Origin of the sequence: Liberiplasma polymorphum, from assembly GCF_043951795.1 — a bacterium.
GTDB lineage: Bacteria > Bacillota_I > Bacilli_A > Izemoplasmatales > Izemoplasmataceae > Liberiplasma > Liberiplasma polymorphum.
The window spans coordinates 1-16,665 of record NZ_JBIOAG010000039.1; the positions used below are offsets into that span (position 1 = coordinate 1).

General features: G+C 32.9%; 18 protein-coding genes and 1 riboswitch. Of the genes, 6 read left to right on the top strand and 12 right to left on the bottom strand.

Annotated elements, in window-relative coordinates; translation table 11 throughout:
• Positions 1 to 465 precede the first annotated feature (465 nt).
• Genes ACHAJD_RS08265 through lysA form a run of 9 tightly spaced genes read right to left on the bottom strand, consistent with a single transcriptional unit; the run spans position 466 to position 9,434 of the window.
• Positions 466 to 1,605: a M20 metallopeptidase family protein gene (locus ACHAJD_RS08265; RefSeq protein ID WP_435585391.1), complete on the bottom strand. Its 1,140-nt coding sequence runs from the start codon at positions 1,603 to 1,605 to the stop codon at positions 466 to 468.
• Entirely contained in the window at positions 1,605 to 2,795 is a 1,191-nt protein-coding gene (locus ACHAJD_RS08270; protein ID WP_435585392.1) for an aspartate aminotransferase family protein, read from the bottom strand. The genes ACHAJD_RS08265 and ACHAJD_RS08270 overlap by 1 nt, the downstream gene beginning before the upstream one ends.
• A gap of 8 nt (positions 2,796 to 2,803) precedes the next feature.
• The gene (gene dapD, locus ACHAJD_RS08275) at positions 2,804 to 3,517 is read right to left on the bottom strand and encodes a 2,3,4,5-tetrahydropyridine-2,6-dicarboxylate N-acetyltransferase (RefSeq protein WP_435585393.1); all 714 of its coding nucleotides are present in this window, start codon (positions 3,515 to 3,517) and stop codon (positions 2,804 to 2,806) included.
• Between the two features lie 16 nt (positions 3,518 to 3,533).
• Complete coding sequence (gene dapB, locus ACHAJD_RS08280; protein ID WP_435585394.1) at positions 3,534 to 4,262, bottom strand: 4-hydroxy-tetrahydrodipicolinate reductase; 729 nt, start codon at positions 4,260 to 4,262, stop codon at positions 3,534 to 3,536.
• On the bottom strand, positions 4,259 to 5,146 hold the full coding sequence (gene dapA, locus ACHAJD_RS08285; protein WP_435585395.1) for a 4-hydroxy-tetrahydrodipicolinate synthase: 888 nt from the start codon (positions 5,144 to 5,146) through the stop codon (positions 4,259 to 4,261). The genes dapB and dapA overlap by 4 nt, the downstream gene beginning before the upstream one ends.
• Positions 5,143 to 6,120: an aspartate-semialdehyde dehydrogenase gene (locus ACHAJD_RS08290; RefSeq protein ID WP_435585396.1), complete on the bottom strand. Its 978-nt coding sequence runs from the start codon at positions 6,118 to 6,120 to the stop codon at positions 5,143 to 5,145. Before ACHAJD_RS08290 ends, dapA begins: the two co-directional genes overlap by 4 nt.
• Positions 6,117 to 6,926: a diaminopimelate epimerase gene (gene dapF, locus ACHAJD_RS08295; RefSeq protein WP_435585397.1), complete on the bottom strand. Its 810-nt coding sequence runs from the start codon at positions 6,924 to 6,926 to the stop codon at positions 6,117 to 6,119. Before dapF ends, ACHAJD_RS08290 begins: the two co-directional genes overlap by 4 nt.
• Before the next feature lie 9 nt (positions 6,927 to 6,935).
• Positions 6,936 to 8,135, bottom strand: a complete 1,200-nt coding sequence (locus ACHAJD_RS08300; RefSeq protein WP_435585398.1) for an aspartate kinase — start codon at positions 8,133 to 8,135, stop codon at positions 6,936 to 6,938.
• Positions 8,136 to 9,434 (bottom strand): diaminopimelate decarboxylase, encoded by a 1,299-nt coding sequence (gene lysA / locus ACHAJD_RS08305; RefSeq protein ID WP_435585399.1) that lies wholly within the window; start codon positions 9,432 to 9,434, stop codon positions 8,136 to 8,138. It abuts the gene before it with no gap.
• A 93-nt stretch (positions 9,435 to 9,527) separates the two neighbouring features.
• Positions 9,528 to 9,677, bottom strand: a riboswitch (Lysine riboswitch).
• A 401-nt stretch (positions 9,678 to 10,078) separates the two neighbouring features.
• Between lysA and ACHAJD_RS08310 the strand changes: the two genes are divergently transcribed.
• Genes ACHAJD_RS08310 through ACHAJD_RS08320 form a run of 3 tightly spaced genes read left to right on the top strand, consistent with a single transcriptional unit; the run spans position 10,079 to position 12,313 of the window.
• Positions 10,079 to 10,888 (top strand): transporter substrate-binding domain-containing protein, encoded by an 810-nt coding sequence (locus ACHAJD_RS08310; protein ID WP_435585400.1) that lies wholly within the window; start codon positions 10,079 to 10,081, stop codon positions 10,886 to 10,888.
• A 58-nt stretch (positions 10,889 to 10,946) separates the two neighbouring features.
• The gene (locus ACHAJD_RS08315; RefSeq protein ID WP_435585401.1) at positions 10,947 to 11,612 is read left to right on the top strand and encodes an amino acid ABC transporter permease; all 666 of its coding nucleotides are present in this window, start codon (positions 10,947 to 10,949) and stop codon (positions 11,610 to 11,612) included.
• A complete protein-coding gene (locus ACHAJD_RS08320) occupies positions 11,609 to 12,313 on the top strand; it encodes an amino acid ABC transporter ATP-binding protein (protein ID WP_435585402.1) in 705 nt (234 codons plus the stop codon). The genes ACHAJD_RS08315 and ACHAJD_RS08320 overlap by 4 nt, the downstream gene beginning before the upstream one ends.
• Before the next feature lie 29 nt (positions 12,314 to 12,342).
• Here the strand turns inward: ACHAJD_RS08320 and ACHAJD_RS08325 are convergent, their stop codons facing one another.
• The 3 genes from ACHAJD_RS08325 to ACHAJD_RS08335 all read right to left on the bottom strand — a co-directional run bounded on the left by ACHAJD_RS08325 (position 12,343) and on the right by ACHAJD_RS08335 (position 14,636).
• Positions 12,343 to 12,888 (bottom strand): flavodoxin domain-containing protein, encoded by a 546-nt coding sequence (locus tag ACHAJD_RS08325; protein ID WP_435585403.1) that lies wholly within the window; start codon positions 12,886 to 12,888, stop codon positions 12,343 to 12,345.
• Between the two features lie 24 nt (positions 12,889 to 12,912).
• Positions 12,913 to 13,188, bottom strand: coding sequence for a hypothetical protein (locus tag ACHAJD_RS08330; RefSeq protein WP_435585404.1), 276 nt, complete (start codon positions 13,186 to 13,188; stop codon positions 12,913 to 12,915).
• 131 nt (positions 13,189 to 13,319) lie between these two features.
• Positions 13,320 to 14,636, bottom strand: a complete 1,317-nt coding sequence (locus ACHAJD_RS08335) for a ferredoxin reductase family protein (protein ID WP_435585405.1) — start codon at positions 14,634 to 14,636, stop codon at positions 13,320 to 13,322.
• Between the two features lie 237 nt (positions 14,637 to 14,873).
• Between ACHAJD_RS08335 and ACHAJD_RS08340 the strand changes: the two genes are divergently transcribed.
• From ACHAJD_RS08340 to ACHAJD_RS08350, 3 genes are read left to right on the top strand one after another with little or no spacing between them, the layout of a single operon-like run.
• Positions 14,874 to 15,380, top strand: coding sequence for a hypothetical protein (locus tag ACHAJD_RS08340; protein WP_435585406.1), 507 nt, complete (start codon positions 14,874 to 14,876; stop codon positions 15,378 to 15,380).
• Entirely contained in the window at positions 15,373 to 15,603 is a 231-nt protein-coding gene (locus ACHAJD_RS08345; protein ID WP_435585407.1) for a helix-turn-helix transcriptional regulator, read from the top strand. Before ACHAJD_RS08340 ends, ACHAJD_RS08345 begins: the two co-directional genes overlap by 8 nt.
• The gene (locus tag ACHAJD_RS08350) at positions 15,600 to 16,541 is read left to right on the top strand and encodes an NAD(P)-dependent alcohol dehydrogenase (RefSeq protein WP_435585408.1); all 942 of its coding nucleotides are present in this window, start codon (positions 15,600 to 15,602) and stop codon (positions 16,539 to 16,541) included. The genes ACHAJD_RS08345 and ACHAJD_RS08350 overlap by 4 nt, the downstream gene beginning before the upstream one ends.
• The last annotated feature ends 124 nt before the right edge of the window (positions 16,542 to 16,665 follow it).

Here is a 16,665-nt window from a genome sequence, read left to right on the forward strand (position 1 = left end):
AGTCTGTCGCACATTTGTCGTGCTTTAATATTCTATAACATAACGAATATTAAGTCAAGATTTATACGAGATTAACATAAGATTTTTTTTCTTATGCCGGGACCCTAATTTGCTGTTACTTTGGCCCGCAGTAAAGAGTATATAAAATATCACTTTTAAAGTCAACCCTTTTGTTCATAAAAAAAATCTTTTTATACTTTACCCCTTATAGAGATAGTTAAAACCGCTTTAATTAGCGGTTTTATACTTTGATTAGATTTCAATACAATAACTAGTCTATGCACGAAATATAAAAATCTTTTTGTATGCAATATAAAATGTTTTATTAAAACCCTCTCTTTTTCTAACAAACACTAACTAAAAAAGATTATTTAAATTCATGCATAGAGGACTTACTTATTTCAAATCAATTTAGAAACTTAAATAATTAATTAGAATTTATAAAAATAAGCCTTTAGTCAATCACTAAAAGTAGTTTAATTGTGCACAAATTTTAATATAGGTTTTAACCCCTTTTAACAAAGTTGACTCTTCTAAATTAAAATAACAACTATGAAGTGGGTGGACATAACCTAAAGATTCATTACGTGTTCCAAGCATCATAAACAATCCCGGTACTTTTTGTTGGTAAAAAGCAAAATCTTCAGCAAACATCATTGGACGTATGAGTGCCACTTCTTCTTCATCCAGTATATCTTTAACTGCATCAAAAAGCTGATCATCATTTATAACTGGTGGGTAATAGTCTCTTAAATCAATTTCTACCCTAACACCATAAGCGATTTCTACAGCTTTATTAATATCATATATTGCTTGTTTAATGCGTTCATAAACAGGTGTTTCAAATGTACGAATTGTCCCAGACATAAGTACTGTTTGAGCAATAATGTTTCTTGCTTCTCCGCCTTGGATCGTCCCTATGGTTACAACAGATGGAACCAGAGGATCTAAAAAACGTGAAATAATACTTTGGTATTGTGTAATAAGTGAACCCGCTGCGACAATTGCATCATTACCAGACTGGGGTTGTGCACCATGACTACTCTTACCTAAAATAGTTAAATCAAATTCACCATTTTGTGCCATCATTGGACCACGAACCAACCCAATCTTTCCTTCTTCTAATTCAGGGTATACATGGAAACCAAAGATACTTTCTATATTGTATTTTTCAAATATTCCTTCGTCAATAATAACTTTTGCGCCACCAGGACCTTCTTCTGCAGGTTGAAAAATAAACACTATAGTTTTTTCTGTTTGTTCTAGTTTTGATACGTATTCTGCAAACCCAAGTAAAACTGCCATGTGGCCGTCATGTCCACAAGCATGCATATGGCCAGGTGTTAAAGAAGCAAATGGTGCGTTAGTTTTTTCAAGAACACGTAAAGCATCCATATCGGCTCTAAAAGCAATTGATTGTGTTTGTCTACCTTTTTTAGCTGCAATTAACCCAGTCTGAGCAACTGTTTCTACTTCATAACCCATACTTTCTAAAGTACTTCTCACATAAGCATGTGTTTTTACTAAATCAAAACTAATCTCTGGGATTTGATGTAAACTTTGTCTATGTATTTTTACTCTTTCTTGTAAATAATTAAAGTCCATTAAACTTCCTCCTTGATAATTGCTTCAGTCACTTCTTTAAATGTCTGAATAAAATGACTGATTTCATCTCTATTAATATTCAGTGCAGGTAGCAAACGTATAACGGTTTTATTTGTAACATTTATTAGTATATTTTTAGTTAACATTCTTTCCTTATATATAGGGGCTAGATTTCCAACTTCAATGCCTATCATAAATCCTAATCCTCTAACTTCTATAATACTACTAGGATAGGTATTTTTAATAGCAATTAATGATTCAAACAAAAAAATCATATTGTCGTTCATGCTTTTAACAAATGGACCATCTAATATTTCATCCATAACCACTTCACCTAAAGCACAAGCTAAAGGGTTTCCACCAAATGTAGAACCATGATCGCCATAACTAAACACGTTTTCTAATGATTTATTTACCAATAAAGCGCCAATCGGTAATCCGCCACCTAAAGCTTTCGCTAATGTAACCATATCAGGTTCGAAACCAAAATGCTCATAAGCAAAAAGTTTTCCCGTACGCATTAATCCGGTTTGGATTTCATCGACAACGATTAAAACATTATATTCTTTACTTAATGCAACCAATTCATCGACATAGGTTTGATCCAATACTTGTACACCGCCTTCTCCTTGAATCATTTCTAAGAATATAGCGCATACATTATGATGCATAGCTTGTTTTAATGCACGGTTATCATTTCTAGGAATATGTGTAATTCCAGGTAAAATTGGTGCAAACTGCGTTTTGTATTCTGCTTTACCTGTCAAAGCCATTCCACCACTACTTCTACCGTGAAATGCTTGGTGTAATGCAAGTATTTCGGTTTTATTTTCCGAAATAGTTTTCCCCCATTTTCTTGCTAATTTTAAAGCCGCTTCATTAGCTTCGGTCCCAGAATTTGCAAAAAACACCTTACTTGCGAATGAGTTTTTAACTAAACGTTTCGCTAAACCAATAACTGGTGGGCTCGTAAATATATTGGAAAGATGTAAATAGTTTTTTGCTTGATTAACTAGAACTTCGTTAATTTTAGGGTGTTGATGACCTAAAGCATTGACTGCAATCCCACTTAACATATCTAAATAACAGTTCCCTTGAATATCGGTTAAATAAGATCCCTTTCCATAAGCAATTTCAATCGGTGATCTTTGATAAGTGTTAATAATATAGTTTTGATCTTCTGCAAGCATACATACGCCTACTTTCTTAAATCCTCAACAAGTTGAGTTTTATCTATAGTTTTTTGATCTTTAGTTTTGATAATTCTAGCTGGTGACCCTGCAACCACAGCATTAGAAGGTACATCTTGTGTAACGATAGCACCAGCCGCAACCACGGCTCCTTCTCCTACACGAACCCCTTCTAATATAACCGCATTAGCTCCAACTAACACATTATCTTCAATAATAACTGGCAATTTTGAAGGTGGTTCTAAAACTCCTGCAACCACTGCCCCAGCACCGATATGGCAATTTTTGCCTATCGTACCACGCGCACCAATGACTGCATTCATATCAATCATTGTGCCTTCGCCAATAAACGCCCCGATATTAATCACTGCCCCCATCATTATGACAGCATTTTTTTCAATAACCGCATGTTCACGAATATAAGCCCCTGGTTCAATACGTGCAGCAACATGTGTAGTATCAAGTAATGGAATCGCTGAATTACGGCGATCATATTCCAATACTTTATCAGTAATTCTATCTGAATAAAGTTCTAATATTTGATCAATCGCATCGATATTACCAAATAGTATTTTTGATGTATTAGTTCCAAAAGATTGAACGTCATTAAAGGTAATTCCTTCGAAATCTCCGTTGATGTATAACTTAATTGGGGTTACTTTTTTTGCGTTTTTAATAAACCTAGCAATTTCATAAGCATCGGTTAAATTTACTTCTGACATAATATGAGCCTACTTTCTATAATAAGTCGTCCATCGTGTAAAGACCTGGACGTTGATTTTCAATAAATTGTGCAGCTTTATAAGCACCATGTGCAAAGACTTCTTTTGTATGTGCTTCATGAGTAAGTGTAATAGTATCTTGAAGACCGGCAAAGATAACACTATGTTCTCCAACTATATTTCCACCTCGCATAGAAGAAATTCCAATTTCATTGCTGGTACGCTTAGTTCTAGATAGAGTTCTATCAATCACGATATTTTTTGCTTCTTTAGAACCTGCTTTGATAGATTCTGCAAGCAAATACGCTGTTCCACTTGGTGCATCGATTTTATTACGATGATGTTTTTCGATAATTTCAATATCATACTCATTTTCTAGTAAATGAGCGTATTTTTTTAACACTTTATGTAATAGGTGTATACCAAATGATAAATTCGCGCTTTTAAAAATCGGAATTTCTTTTGAAGCCGCTAAAATTTTTTCCTCTTGTTTTGGGGTGTACCCTGTAGTTGCTATAACTAGTGGTACAATACGTCGTTTTGCATATGATAGCAATGTATCAAGTTGACTAGGATGTGAAAAATCTATAATCACTGTTGGTTGTTTAACAACATCTAAAGTTTGTGCAACATCTTCGTTTTCACTTAATGGATCTACTCTATCAAGTGATTCTTCCTTTGATTCGATATAATTAGCCGTAAGTTTGCCCATAGTCCCTAATGCTCCGTATACAATAATTCTCATAACTTAATCTCTCTTAATCCGTAAGTATCTAAAGCTTCTTTAAGTAATTGCTTGTTTTCTTTTAACAATGATGTAAGAGGTAAACGAACTTCACTAGCATCTACTCCAAGTATTGTAAGTGCTTCTTTTACTGGGACTGGGTTTGACTCACAAAATAGAACATTGTTTAAAATATCTAAACGTTCTTGAATAAGCCTTGCATTTTCTTTATGGCTATCAAACTCAACACAAATTTGATGCGTTTCAAATGGTGTAATATTTGCAACAACACTAATAACGCCGTCACCACCTTGTTGCATGGTTTCAAAAATTAAATCATCATTACCTGAATATAAGGCAAACTCTTTATGGGTCCCTTCAACAATGGCTCTTACTTGTGTTAAATCACCTGATGCTTCTTTAACACCAACGATATTTGGAATATTAGATAATTCAATAACTGAACTAGCCTCTAAATTAACGCCTGTACGACTAGGTACATTGTATAAAATTATCGGTATTAATACCTTTTCAGCAATCGCTTTAAAATGGGCAATCATCCCACGTTGTGTTGGTTTATTATAATAAGGAGTTACCAGTAATAACCCATCAACACCTAAAGCTTCTGCTTCAATAGATAACTCAATACTTTCTTTCGTATTATTCGTCCCTGTATTTGCGATAATAGGAATTTTTCCTCCACTGATTTGAACAGCCGTTTCAAAAATCAAAAGTTTTTCTTCTTTTGATAACGTTGCAGATTCGCCTGTTGTACCAGAAATAATCAATGCATCGGTTTCTTTTTTTATATGCCACTCAATTAACTTAATAAAGAGTGGTAAATTAATTTCACCATTAACAAATGGTGTGATGAGTGCTACTCCTGAACCTCTAAATAGTTTCATCGTATCTCCTCCATTAATATACTTAATATTTGTACTGCATTTAGTGCTGCACCTTTTCTAACATTATCGGCCACAACCCATAAATTCAATCCGTTTTCAATCGATGAATCTAATCTTAAACGACTTACATACACATCATCTAAACCATCAACATCTCTCGGTGTGATTATGGTGTTTTGAGGGAAAAATTTAATACCTGGTGTTTCAGTTAATGTTTGGGTTAAAAGGGGTAAATCTATGTTCTTTAAACACTCTACATTGATGGCTACACTATGTCCATTAACTACAGGCACTCTAACACATGTCGCTGTTATGTTTATCGATTCGTCTTCTAGAATCTTTTTAGTTTCTTCTATCATTTTTTGTTCTTCTTTTGTACTACCATCTTCTAAAAATACGTCAATTTGAGGGATAACGTTTTGATCGATAGGCACAGAATATAGGGTTTGATAGTTACCAAGTTCTAGCGCATTAATTCCTTTTATTCCAGATCCCGAAACCGCTTGATAAGTAGTATAAACAATACGTTTAATTCCAAAGAGTTTATGAATAACACTTAGTGGGACAACTGATTGAATAGTTGAGCAGTTAGGGTTTGCGATGATATTATGATGTAATTTCAATGCATGCTTGTTTACCTCAGGTACAATCAAAGGTACATTTGCATCCATTCGCCAAGCACTTGAGTTATCAATGACAATGATACCTTTAGCAGCTGCTATGGGTACATATTGTTTACTTACATCACCCCCTGCAGAAAATAAAGCCACATCAATATCATTATCAAAACTAGTCTGATCAAGTACTTCTACTTTATATAAAATGCCATTAAAGTTTATAACTTCACCTTTTGATCGTAACGATGAAAACAGATATAAGTGGTTTACTGGTATTCCAGATTGACTGAGCACTTCAATCATTTTTCTACCAACCATGCCAGTTGCACCAACAATTGCTATATTAAGTGATTTCATAAGGCACCTCTATAATCAATTATTCCGATTAAATTAGTTGGTCCTTTTAAAGTAACTTCTTTAGAAACGATTACTTCAAGATTTCCACCAGGAACTTTAACAAAAACATCAGCATTAGTTCGTCCTAATAAATGGGTAACAACACTGCTTGCTGATACGCCAGTACCACAAGATAGCGTTTGTCCTGCTCCACGTTCATAGGTAGTTACTTCAATATGTGAACTATCTATAACTTCAACAAAGTTTACATTGATGTGTTTAGGAAATCTTTCATGTGTGCAAATACGTCTACCAATAGTGTCAATATCAATGGATTTAAGACTATCAACAATAACAATTGCATGTAAGGTCCCTACAAATAACGGATAGACATTATAAGGCGTTCCCGATATATCAAGTTTGATATATCCGAAGTCCTCAATTGGTTCTAACATATCCTCTTTATTAAGGGAAAATATTGGTTTTCCTAACTTTAAACTAATGGTCTTATCTTCGTGTATATTAACAGGTAAAATCCCTGCTAAAGTTTCTACGTTAAACTGTTTTTTTTGCACTATTTTGTGATTATAAACAAAATCTACAAAGGCTCTTAATCCGTTTCCACACATTGGCGCAATACTTCCATCACTATTATAGTAATGCATTTTTATATCTGCTATTTGTGACTGTTCTGTATATAAAATACCATCTGCACCAATACCAAAATGTCGATCACACACTTTTTTTGCGATATGTGAAGGATTATTAAGGGGGCCTTCTGTTAATAAAAAATCATTACCTGTTGATTCATACTTGTAAAATACCATAACACTCACCTACAATTCAAACGTTTCGCCAAGTAAAGAAACCGTCTTAGCAATCGCTTCATTTGGTATTGTATACGAAATACTGATTTCCGAGGTTGTTACCAGTTTAAATGGGATGGAGTTATCAGCAAATAATTTAAAGATTTTAGCTGCAACCCCTGATTGACTACGCATACCTATTCCAACAACAGACACTTTAGAAACACTTGTATCTTGTAAAATTTCAAAATCTGGAAATAGTCCTTTAAGCGTTGTTAAAACATCATAAACTGTACGTAAATCGTCTACATCACAAGTAAATGATATATTTACAAGTCCATCTGTTAATAAGGTTTGAGAAATCATATCTATATTTACTTCATTTTCAGCTAAACGGATAAACATTTCTGCAACACTTGCTGAGGTTCTTGGATAATGGTTTATTGTAATCATCGCGACGCGATCAATAACACTTACACCAGTAATACTTCTTTGTTCTAACATATTAGGTACCTCCTTAATCCATGTACCTTGTACATTTTCATGGGCTGATGCAACATAAATTTCAACCCCATACTTTTGTCCGATTTCTACTGCTCTAGGTTCCATAACTTTAGCACCTAAGAATGCAAGCTCCGACATTTCTTCATAACTAACTGTTTCAAGTTTTTTGGCTTGTTTATAGACTCTTGGGTTGACACCATAAATCCCAGTAACATCGGTATATATTTCACATTTACAGTTTAGTTTAGCTGCAATCGCTACTGCAGTTGTATCAGAACCACCGCGACCAAGTGTTGTGATATCACCGGTTAAATTGACGCCTTGAAACCCAGTAACTACAACGATTCTTCCTAAATTTAAATGATAATTTATTTTTTCAATTTCAATATCTTTAATTTTATTTTTCATATGGATGCCTTCAGTTTGAATCCCTGCTTGCAAGCCATTTAATGCGATACTATCTACACCTTTTTCAGTTAATATCATAGATAATAATGCCGTTGAGACTTGTTCTCCGGTTGATAAGAGCATATCCATTTCTCTTTTTGAAGGATTCATTGAGGCACTTTGAGCTAGTTCTAGCAACATGTTGGTTGTTTTACCCATTGCACTAACAACTACAACAATGGCTTTTTCAACCGTTTTGCGTTCAATAATTTTGTCAGCAACTAAATGCATTTTTTCAACGGTTTCTAAAGAAGACCCACCAAATTTTAAAACAACCATTTACAAAGCCTCATCATACTGAATTAAATCTTCGTAACGTTCTCTTCTTACAACGAGTTTTGAAGTACCTTCTTTAACAAAAACTACTGCCGGTCTTCTTAAGCGGTTATAGTTAGAGGCCATTGAATAATGATACGCACCCGTAGATAATACAACGAGTAAATCGTTTGCTTGTGGAGTCGGTAACAATGCCTTACGTATGATAATATCTCCAGACTCACAAGCTTTACCTGTAACAGTATATGGTTGGCTATGTGATTCATACATACGATTAGCAAGAACACCCGTGTAGGTAGCATCATAAAGCACTGTCCTTAAATGATCTGCCATAGACCCATCAACAAACACATATTGCTTTTCACCGAACGTTTTTTTCGTTGTTGCAACAGTATATAAAGTCAACCCAGCATTCGCAACAATCGCTCTTCCTGGTTCTATACATACTTTTGGTGCGCTTATATGTAGTTTTTTTGAGACATTATGAATAAAATTTAACATATTTGTTAAAAAGGTATCATCAACAATTGGTAAGTCTTCTTCGATATAACGTACGCCAAATCCACCACCTAAGTTCATTACGTCTACTTGTATATTAAAGTCGTTTTTTAACCTTGCGATATACTCTAAAACGACTTGCGCATGTTTATAAAATGAATCCGACTCAAATATTTGTGACCCTATATGACTATGAAATCCTAAAAAATTAACATTTGGTTGATTGACCATTCTTTTAATAACATCAATAGTTGTCTCATCAAAAATACTTAAGCCAAATTTAGAATCATTTTTAGTAGTTGCAATAAACTCATGTGTATGAGCTTCAATACCAGGATTAATTCGTAACAATACATTTACACTATGATCTTTGTTTAATAAACCAATCATTAAATCAAGTTCAGCTTCATGATCAATAACTAAGACTCCAACCCCATAATCAATTGCCATTTGAATTTCTTCAATGGACTTATTATTACCGTGGAAATACACTTTATCCATAGGATAATTTGCCTGTTTCGCGGTAAATAATTCCCCACCAGAAACTACATCAAGTGATAATCCTTCTTGTTCAATCAATGTACACATCGCTTTTGTTAAGAATGCTTTTGAAGCATAAATCACTTCTGATTTAACAGACGGATGAGTAAATCGTTGAGTAAAGTACTGACATTGTCTCCTAATATGGGTTTCATCCATTACATAAAGTGGTGTTCCATATTTTTCTTTTAATGCTGCTAGGCTAACGCCACCAACAGTAAGCATCCCTGATTCATTTATTTTTTGAGTCCCAAATAATTCCATAATAAAGCCTTCTTTCTATTTTTGAATATAAAAAAGTCGCGAGCAAAAGGCTCACGACTTCATATTCGAGATAAAAAGCGTCCTTTCGCCCAACCATGTTAAAGCGCATCCATCATGAGTCGGGCAACCCAATCGAACAGTCTTATACTTGTTCAGTATAAGCCCAGTGCTAAGCACTTCGGCGTTAGCCCCTTTCCTTTTTTTCAAAAGTACTATTGACTTAACGCAGCCTCTTTTACATCGTTATAGTTTATTCAATTGTCATAAGAATAACACATTGTCACTTTTGAGTCAAACAATATAAATTAAAAGCGTTTTCTTTAAAAATACGTTTTAAAACTTACAAAAGTACAGCTCGAATTCAGGGCATTCAACTAATTTATTTATGATACTTTTCATTTTATTAGAGAAAATCTTAAAGATGTGATTAAATCTTTTTTTAAGCCTGTTAAATAGTTCTGCACCTAAATGATTATAAAAAAATTATTGTATAATTTCTTATCTATTACCTAGTTTATTATAATGAGTTTGTAAGGTGTAATTTTTTTTGCGTATGATTTGTCGGAAATCGAATCTAAGTCTATAATTAACTTACCTTTTAAAAGTAGGTATTAAAATTATAGGTAAATTAAAGGAGAAAAAATATGAAAAAATTAATGTTTTTAGCAATAACAGTATTATCAATATTTCTATTATCCGCGTGTCGCTCTCGCGTTGATGATGTATTACGTGTAGGAATGGATCTGCGTTATCCACCTTTTGAAACCATCGAAGATGATGAGCCTCAAGGCATTAGCGTTGATGTGGCACGTGCATTTGGAGAATATATAGGGCGTGAAGTTGAGATTATTAATACGCAATTTGGTGCGTTAATTCCAGCATTAAATTCTGGTGAAATAGATATCATTATTGCGTCAATGAGTATCACTGAAGAACGTGCTCAAGTGGTTGATTTTTCAGAACCGTACTTCTTTTTCAAAATTATTAGTTTAGTCAATCAAGATTTTGCGGATGCTAACGGGATTACTGTGGATACAACAAGCGATGAATTATTAGAACTTGATGCACAGTTTGTTGGAATTGCCGCTCAAGTTTCTGCTTCAATACCTTTATCATATGGTAAAGACGTTATAGAGGCAGTCGATTTAAACTCAGCTATTACTGAAGTTGCACAAGGTGGTGCCGACATCTTATTAATGAGTTCGTTCCCAGTTACTAATGGACATCGCGCAAATCGTGATACAACTATGGTTGTATGGGATCCATTTGTGTCAAGCCCAATTGGTATGGCGGTTGCTCAAGGTAATACAGAATTATTACAACAAGCGAACGAATTCATAGCTACAATGAGCGAACCAGGTGGATTATATGATGTTTTAAGTGAGAAATGGGATGCTGAAATTATTGCATTACTTGAACGTTACGGATTAGAATTCTTTATCAATGAAGAGTAAAACATTATACTATATACTTTCGATCGGAATCTTCGTTGCCTTTGCATATTTTATTATAATGAGGCAGCGAAGACCGTTTGACCTATCTTTACTAGATGGGTATCAAACCATTGTGCGAGAAGGTTTCATAAATACAATTTATGCTTCAATTATCGCGTTAATCGGAAGTGTCGTTCTAGGGTTCATCCTATACATACTCACCACCACCAAACTTCGTTTTTTTCAAGCTTTCGTTGATGTATTTACTGAGATAATTTATGGTACACCATTGCTTGTTATGATTGTTGTAATGGCATTTCTCATTGGACCTGCGTTTAACATATACAGTCGTTCAGTGATGGGTATTTTAGGATTAATCATATATATTACACCTTACATGACAAATATATTTAAAAGTGCATTTTCAAGTATCTCTGAAGAACAATATATGGCAATGGATTTATTTGGCTTTACAGCCTTTCAACGATATAGATATATTATTATTCCTCAAGTGATACGTATATTAATGCCACCACTAATGAATAATTTCTCTTTAATTATTAAAGGGAGTGCATTACTTAGTGTATTAAGTCATAAGGAACTATATTACGCTATTCAAATTGCTCAGTCTAGAACATTTGCATTTGTTGAAGGGTATTTATTGATGTGGGCACTCTATCTTGTCATAACCATCCCACTTTCTCAACTTACAAAATTACTTGAAAGGAAATGGTCATTACAATGAAAATAGAGATTAAAGACTTAACCCACGTTTATGATGTTCAAGTATTAAACAAGTTAAATCTTACACTAGAAAACTACAACTCTATCGCTATATTAGGTGTTTCAGGATCAGGAAAATCTACTCTTCTACGTATTTTGAGCGGTTTAGAAAAACCTTCATTAGGTGAAGTGCTTATTAATGGTAAAAGTGTAAAAGATGACTCATATAAAAAAACGGTTGGGTTTGTTTTTCAAAGCCACAACTTGTTTCCTCACTTAACACTATTAAACAATATTACCTTAATTTTAGAAAAAACTAGAGGCATTGGAAAAATCGAAGCTAAAGAAACAGCTCTTGCAAATTTAAGAAGGCTTCAACTAGAAGATCAAGCCCATAAACTCCCTAAAAATGTATCTGGTGGCCAAGCGCAAAGAGCATCCATTGCTCGTGCACTTTCTGTCAATCCAGATATCATATTCTTAGATGAACCAACATCTTCCTTAGATCCAATTCTTACTCACGAAGTATTAACTGCGGTTGAAGATCTAAGAGATTTAGGAAAAAGTTTTATCTTTGTTACACATGTTATTAGTTTTGTTAAAGATTTTGCCGATTATGTTATTTTTATGCATCAAGGAGACATTGTTGAACAAGGACCACCTTCTATTTTAGAAAATCCAAAGAGTCAAGCAATGAAAGATTTTATGCATAAAGTGCGTTAAAAAAGATGATAGTTTCCTATCATCTTTTTTTATAGAACTTTTTTGACATCTTCAACTAAAGGTGCGATAAACTTTTCTTTTGAAAAATTAACAGGTTTTTCATAAGCTTTAAGCATCCCTTTTTCATCACCATTTAAAGGTTTATTTAATTTTTTCTTACGTTTAAGTTTCGATTTTAATAAAAGCATTAAAACTTTATCAAAAAAACTAAGCTTTTTAAAATCAAATCCGCCTCTTAAATAGTAAAACTTAAATTCGTCAGGATTTAAATTCTTTAGGTTTGCATCAAATATCTCTTTTAACACACTAATACGACCAGGTGCAGCACCTGTTGCATAAACAAAAAGTTTTTGACCATTATAGATATGTTTTAAAAATCGTCTAAATCCATAAATGCCTGTAGCATATAATCCACCACCGTAAATAACAACCTCATAGGTGTTTAACTTTGATTTTTTTATATTTTTATGACTAAACATATCTGCATCTAAGGCTTCTTTAATCCACTCTGCATACTTCTTACTATAACCTGTTTTCGAAGCATAAATAACCGCTATCTTTATAGCTAGCTCCAATAATTAATAGTATCTTAATGCCTTCTATTCACTTTTACCCATTGTTTCTTTATTGCCAGATATTTTTAGCATTCTGCCAATAGAAAAGAAAAGTAAAAATGGTGCTTTAATAATGAGTAATATTCTAGGGATAGCAAGTAAAAATGCTAAATAAGCATATGGACTTACGTAGTCAATAGCTTGTCCTTTAATATATATAATTAATGCAATTCCAACGACTAATAATATAAATCGTATTATCTCTTTTACATAACTTGTTTCTTTTGTTTCAATTCCTAAATAAAACTTTAAATGTTTCATTACCTCACCTAGCCTATAGTAATCAAGTTATAAATATAATATATTTTATCATATTATTTTTAAAAGTAATTATTAAACTCTTTAAATACCGTTATTTTTACAATGGTGCATAAAATAGTGAATCGTAATAATTAATTAGATTTTTGTTTTTTAAATTTTTGGATAACTTTTTTTATGTTTCTAACAATATCTTCAACAAATGTCCCTGTAAAACTAAATGCTTCATAGGTTAAGCGTGCATTTGGTGCGGCTTTTTTTAAAGATTTAGCTAATGATACCGCCATGGGTCTTGGCCCACACATTAATATGTCTGGATTACCACTAAGATCAATCTTATCGACTGTTAAAAATCCTTCTGTTTTTGCTTCTACTAGTTTATAAGAAAATGAAGGCTTCTTACTCAATGCTTCAAGTAACTCTAAATGTACTGCTTCTTTTTTTTCGTTTACGGCATAATAAAGTCTTATCGTTTGGGTAGGTTCTTTTAGTGAACGCATGTGACTTAAAAATGGTGTAATGCCAATGCCACCAGCAATCCATACCTGCGTGTTGCTATGGGTATCAAATGTCATATGTCCTAGCGGTTTCCCAATGGCTATTTTTGTGTTCTCACGTAACTTTTTATAAATATCTTCTGTATAATCTCCAATAGCTTTTATCGTAAATAATATTTTATCTTCACTGCTTCCAGATAAAGAAAACGGATGCGGTACATTATTAAATGGTTTCATTTTAATTTTGATAAAAGTGAACTGTCCGGTTTCAAATGTATAAGGTTTATCTAATTCAACTTGTATTTCGGTTACTGCATCAGTTAAGTGTGTAACTTTAACAATCTTACCGTTATATGGAAAACTAACTTTTCGGTATATGAAAATCATGTAAAGCGATGAGACTGATCCCACACTTATCATAAATATCATCCAAATACTTAGTGGTGAGAAATTAAGTAGCGGATATGAAGATAATGTAAAGGCATGATATGAGGCAAATAAATATGGGAAAATCATCAATCGATGAATAAAGCGCCAATGTTCATATTTAATATATTTTGCCATTAAAGCAATTAATATAAGTGCAACGAACAAGTTTCGTGCTAAAGCGCCCATATCTCGTGCGTTAAATGGAAGTCCGGGAATAAAATTTTGCCAAATAAGGTGAGATAAACTAGCATGGATAAAAACTAGCAATAAACTTAGCATCGCAATAACTCTATGATATTTATAAGATTTTTCTAATCCATTAAATAAAAAAACTACCAGTCTATTTTTTGTGGCTAAAAAGAAAACAATTGTAAACCCCAATAAGATATTAGCACCTTGCCACTGCCCAATTTTACTTTCAATTGGTTGTTCAAAAAGCGGCGTAGCCGTAAACCAAAATAACGCATTAATTCCAAAGAGCGTTAAAATAAAGAATAAACCTAAATGTTTTTTTAATACTTCCATGTATACACATCCTATTGAAAACCCTAATATAAATCTATTATATGATAATAATCAAAAAACCTACATAAATAGCACTATTAGTTTTAATAATCGTACTATTTCAGTTATTATTTATACCTTGTAGTAAAATTTAAAAGCAGTTTTATGTATGGTATTATAAACTTGATGTAAAATATATTTGACATTAAGTAAAAAATGTTTATACTTGAATTATATCAATAAAAGGAAGTGTAAAAAATGTCTTATCAAATAAAAAGAACCATTGTAACAGTTTTAGTTGGCATTATTATATTAATATCCTACTTAACTTATACTCTAACAAGGTATAATAGAGGGTTAATCAACTTGCAAGATCTATCATTTTGGGCCTTAACAATACTTATCTTTATTGGAATTGGGATTGGTTTAACCATAGTAACTCAAATTATTTTCCACATTGCTTATTCAATTGTAATTTCGATAAAAGAAAAAGTTAAAAATCCAGCTATTACAGATAAAGAAATAGAGAAAATTATCCATTTAAACATGGTCACTGATGAAATGGATAAACTCGTCGAACTTAAGTCGATGCGTGTTGGATTTATTGTTTCTGGAATTGGTTTTGTATTTGGTTTGCTTCTCATTTTATTTGGTTATGATGCTTACGTCCTTATAAACATTATTTTTCTTTCATTTAGTATTGGTTCAATAGGTGAAGGACTAATGCAAATTTACTATTATAAAAGAGGCATTCGTCATGGCTAAAAAATACGTAATTACAAATAATATACGGACATTGCGTTTTTTTTCAGATGAAATGACGCAATTAGCTTTAGCTGAAAAAGTTGGGGTTTCAAGGCAAACGATTATGTCTGTTGAAGCTGGAAAATACTCACCTTCTTTAGAACTTGCATTTAAAATCGCAAGAGCCTTTAATGTTACTATTACAGAAGTATTTAATTATACGCCTAAGGAAGATCAATTGTGAAAGCAGTAATCTATCAAAAACAAAATAAACACCACAAACTTGTCTATAAAGATATAGATTCTCCGATCATTAAAGATGATGAAGTATTAATAAAAGTATACAGCTCATCAATTAATGCAGCGGATTATCGTTCAATGCAAATGAAGATTATTCCAAAGAACAAAATCTTTGGTGCTGATGTTACTGGGATAGTTATAGAAACTGGAAAGAATTGCGATACATTTAAACCAGGCGATGAGGTCATGGGTGATATTTCTGGATCAGGCTTTGGTGGGTTTGCTGAATATGTAAGTGTAAAAGAAAAATATTTAATACTAAAACCAAAAAATATAAGTTTTATTGACGCAGCTACTATTCCTTTAGCATCCATCACAGCGTATCAATCACTAATAAAAAAAGGTAACTTAAAAGCGTATCAAAAAGTATTAATTTATGGTGCTGGTGGTGGCGTCGGTAACTTTACTGTTCAACTTGCTCACTTCCTTAAGGCTGATGTTACTGCTTTTTGTGGCCAATCAAATTTGGAATTAGTTCAAACACTAGGTGCTAATAAAGTGTTTAATTACCAAAATGAACCCTTAAAAAATCACACAGGTAAATACGATCTAATTCTAGCAGTTAATGGCAAGCAAAAACTAACCACATACAAACGACTTCTCAATAAAGAAGGTAGCTTAGTTGTTGTAGGGGGAGCCTTATCACAACTATTTAAAACAATTATTTTAGGTCCGTTTTTGTCGATTGGTAAAAAGAAAATCACATTTTTAATGGGCAAATCGAATCAAAATGACTTATTATACATCACAACCCTTGTAAGTCAGGGTTATATTAAACCCGTTATCGAAAAAGTTATACCTTTGAATCAAGTACCAATTATGATGGATTACACGCGCAAAGGTCATGTAAAAGGTAAAATCGTTGTTGATATGCTGAATTAATACTTACACCTTTAAATAAAACAATCAAAAAAAGTGTACGCATATTTAGGCGTCCACTTTTTTTGATGTATAAAGGTTAACTCGCTTTTGCTTGAAAAGGAATTACTTTTTTAGTTTGTGTAAA

Excerpts from the sequence above, each read along its gene's own strand:
- ACHAJD_RS08265 (WP_435585391.1), bottom strand. The coding sequence starts at position 1,605 with ATGGACTTTAATTATTTACAAGAAAGAGTAAAAATACATAGACAAAGT.
- ACHAJD_RS08270 (WP_435585392.1), bottom strand. The coding sequence starts at position 2,795 with ATGCTTGCAGAAGATCAAAACTATATTATTAACACTTATCAAAGATCA.
- dapD (WP_435585393.1), bottom strand. The coding sequence starts at position 3,517 with ATGTCAGAAGTAAATTTAACCGATGCTTATGAAATTGCTAGGTTTATT.
- dapB (WP_435585394.1), bottom strand. The coding sequence starts at position 4,262 with ATGAGAATTATTGTATACGGAGCATTAGGGACTATGGGCAAACTTACG.
- dapA (WP_435585395.1), bottom strand. The coding sequence starts at position 5,146 with ATGAAACTATTTAGAGGTTCAGGAGTAGCACTCATCACACCATTTGTT.
- ACHAJD_RS08290 (WP_435585396.1), bottom strand. The coding sequence starts at position 6,120 with ATGAAATCACTTAATATAGCAATTGTTGGTGCAACTGGCATGGTTGGT.
- dapF (WP_435585397.1), bottom strand. The coding sequence starts at position 6,926 with ATGGTATTTTACAAGTATGAATCAACAGGTAATGATTTTTTATTAACA.
- ACHAJD_RS08300 (WP_435585398.1), bottom strand. The coding sequence starts at position 8,135 with ATGGTTGTTTTAAAATTTGGTGGGTCTTCTTTAGAAACCGTTGAAAAA.
- lysA (WP_435585399.1), bottom strand. The coding sequence starts at position 9,434 with ATGGAATTATTTGGGACTCAAAAAATAAATGAATCAGGGATGCTTACT.
- ACHAJD_RS08310 (WP_435585400.1), top strand. The coding sequence starts at position 10,079 with ATGAAAAAATTAATGTTTTTAGCAATAACAGTATTATCAATATTTCTA.
- ACHAJD_RS08315 (WP_435585401.1), top strand. The coding sequence starts at position 10,947 with ATGAGGCAGCGAAGACCGTTTGACCTATCTTTACTAGATGGGTATCAA.
- ACHAJD_RS08320 (WP_435585402.1), top strand. The coding sequence starts at position 11,609 with ATGAAAATAGAGATTAAAGACTTAACCCACGTTTATGATGTTCAAGTA.
- ACHAJD_RS08330 (WP_435585404.1), bottom strand. The coding sequence starts at position 13,188 with ATGAAACATTTAAAGTTTTATTTAGGAATTGAAACAAAAGAAACAAGT.
- ACHAJD_RS08335 (WP_435585405.1), bottom strand. The coding sequence starts at position 14,636 with ATGGAAGTATTAAAAAAACATTTAGGTTTATTCTTTATTTTAACGCTC.
- ACHAJD_RS08340 (WP_435585406.1), top strand. The coding sequence starts at position 14,874 with ATGTCTTATCAAATAAAAAGAACCATTGTAACAGTTTTAGTTGGCATT.
- ACHAJD_RS08345 (WP_435585407.1), top strand. The coding sequence starts at position 15,373 with ATGGCTAAAAAATACGTAATTACAAATAATATACGGACATTGCGTTTT.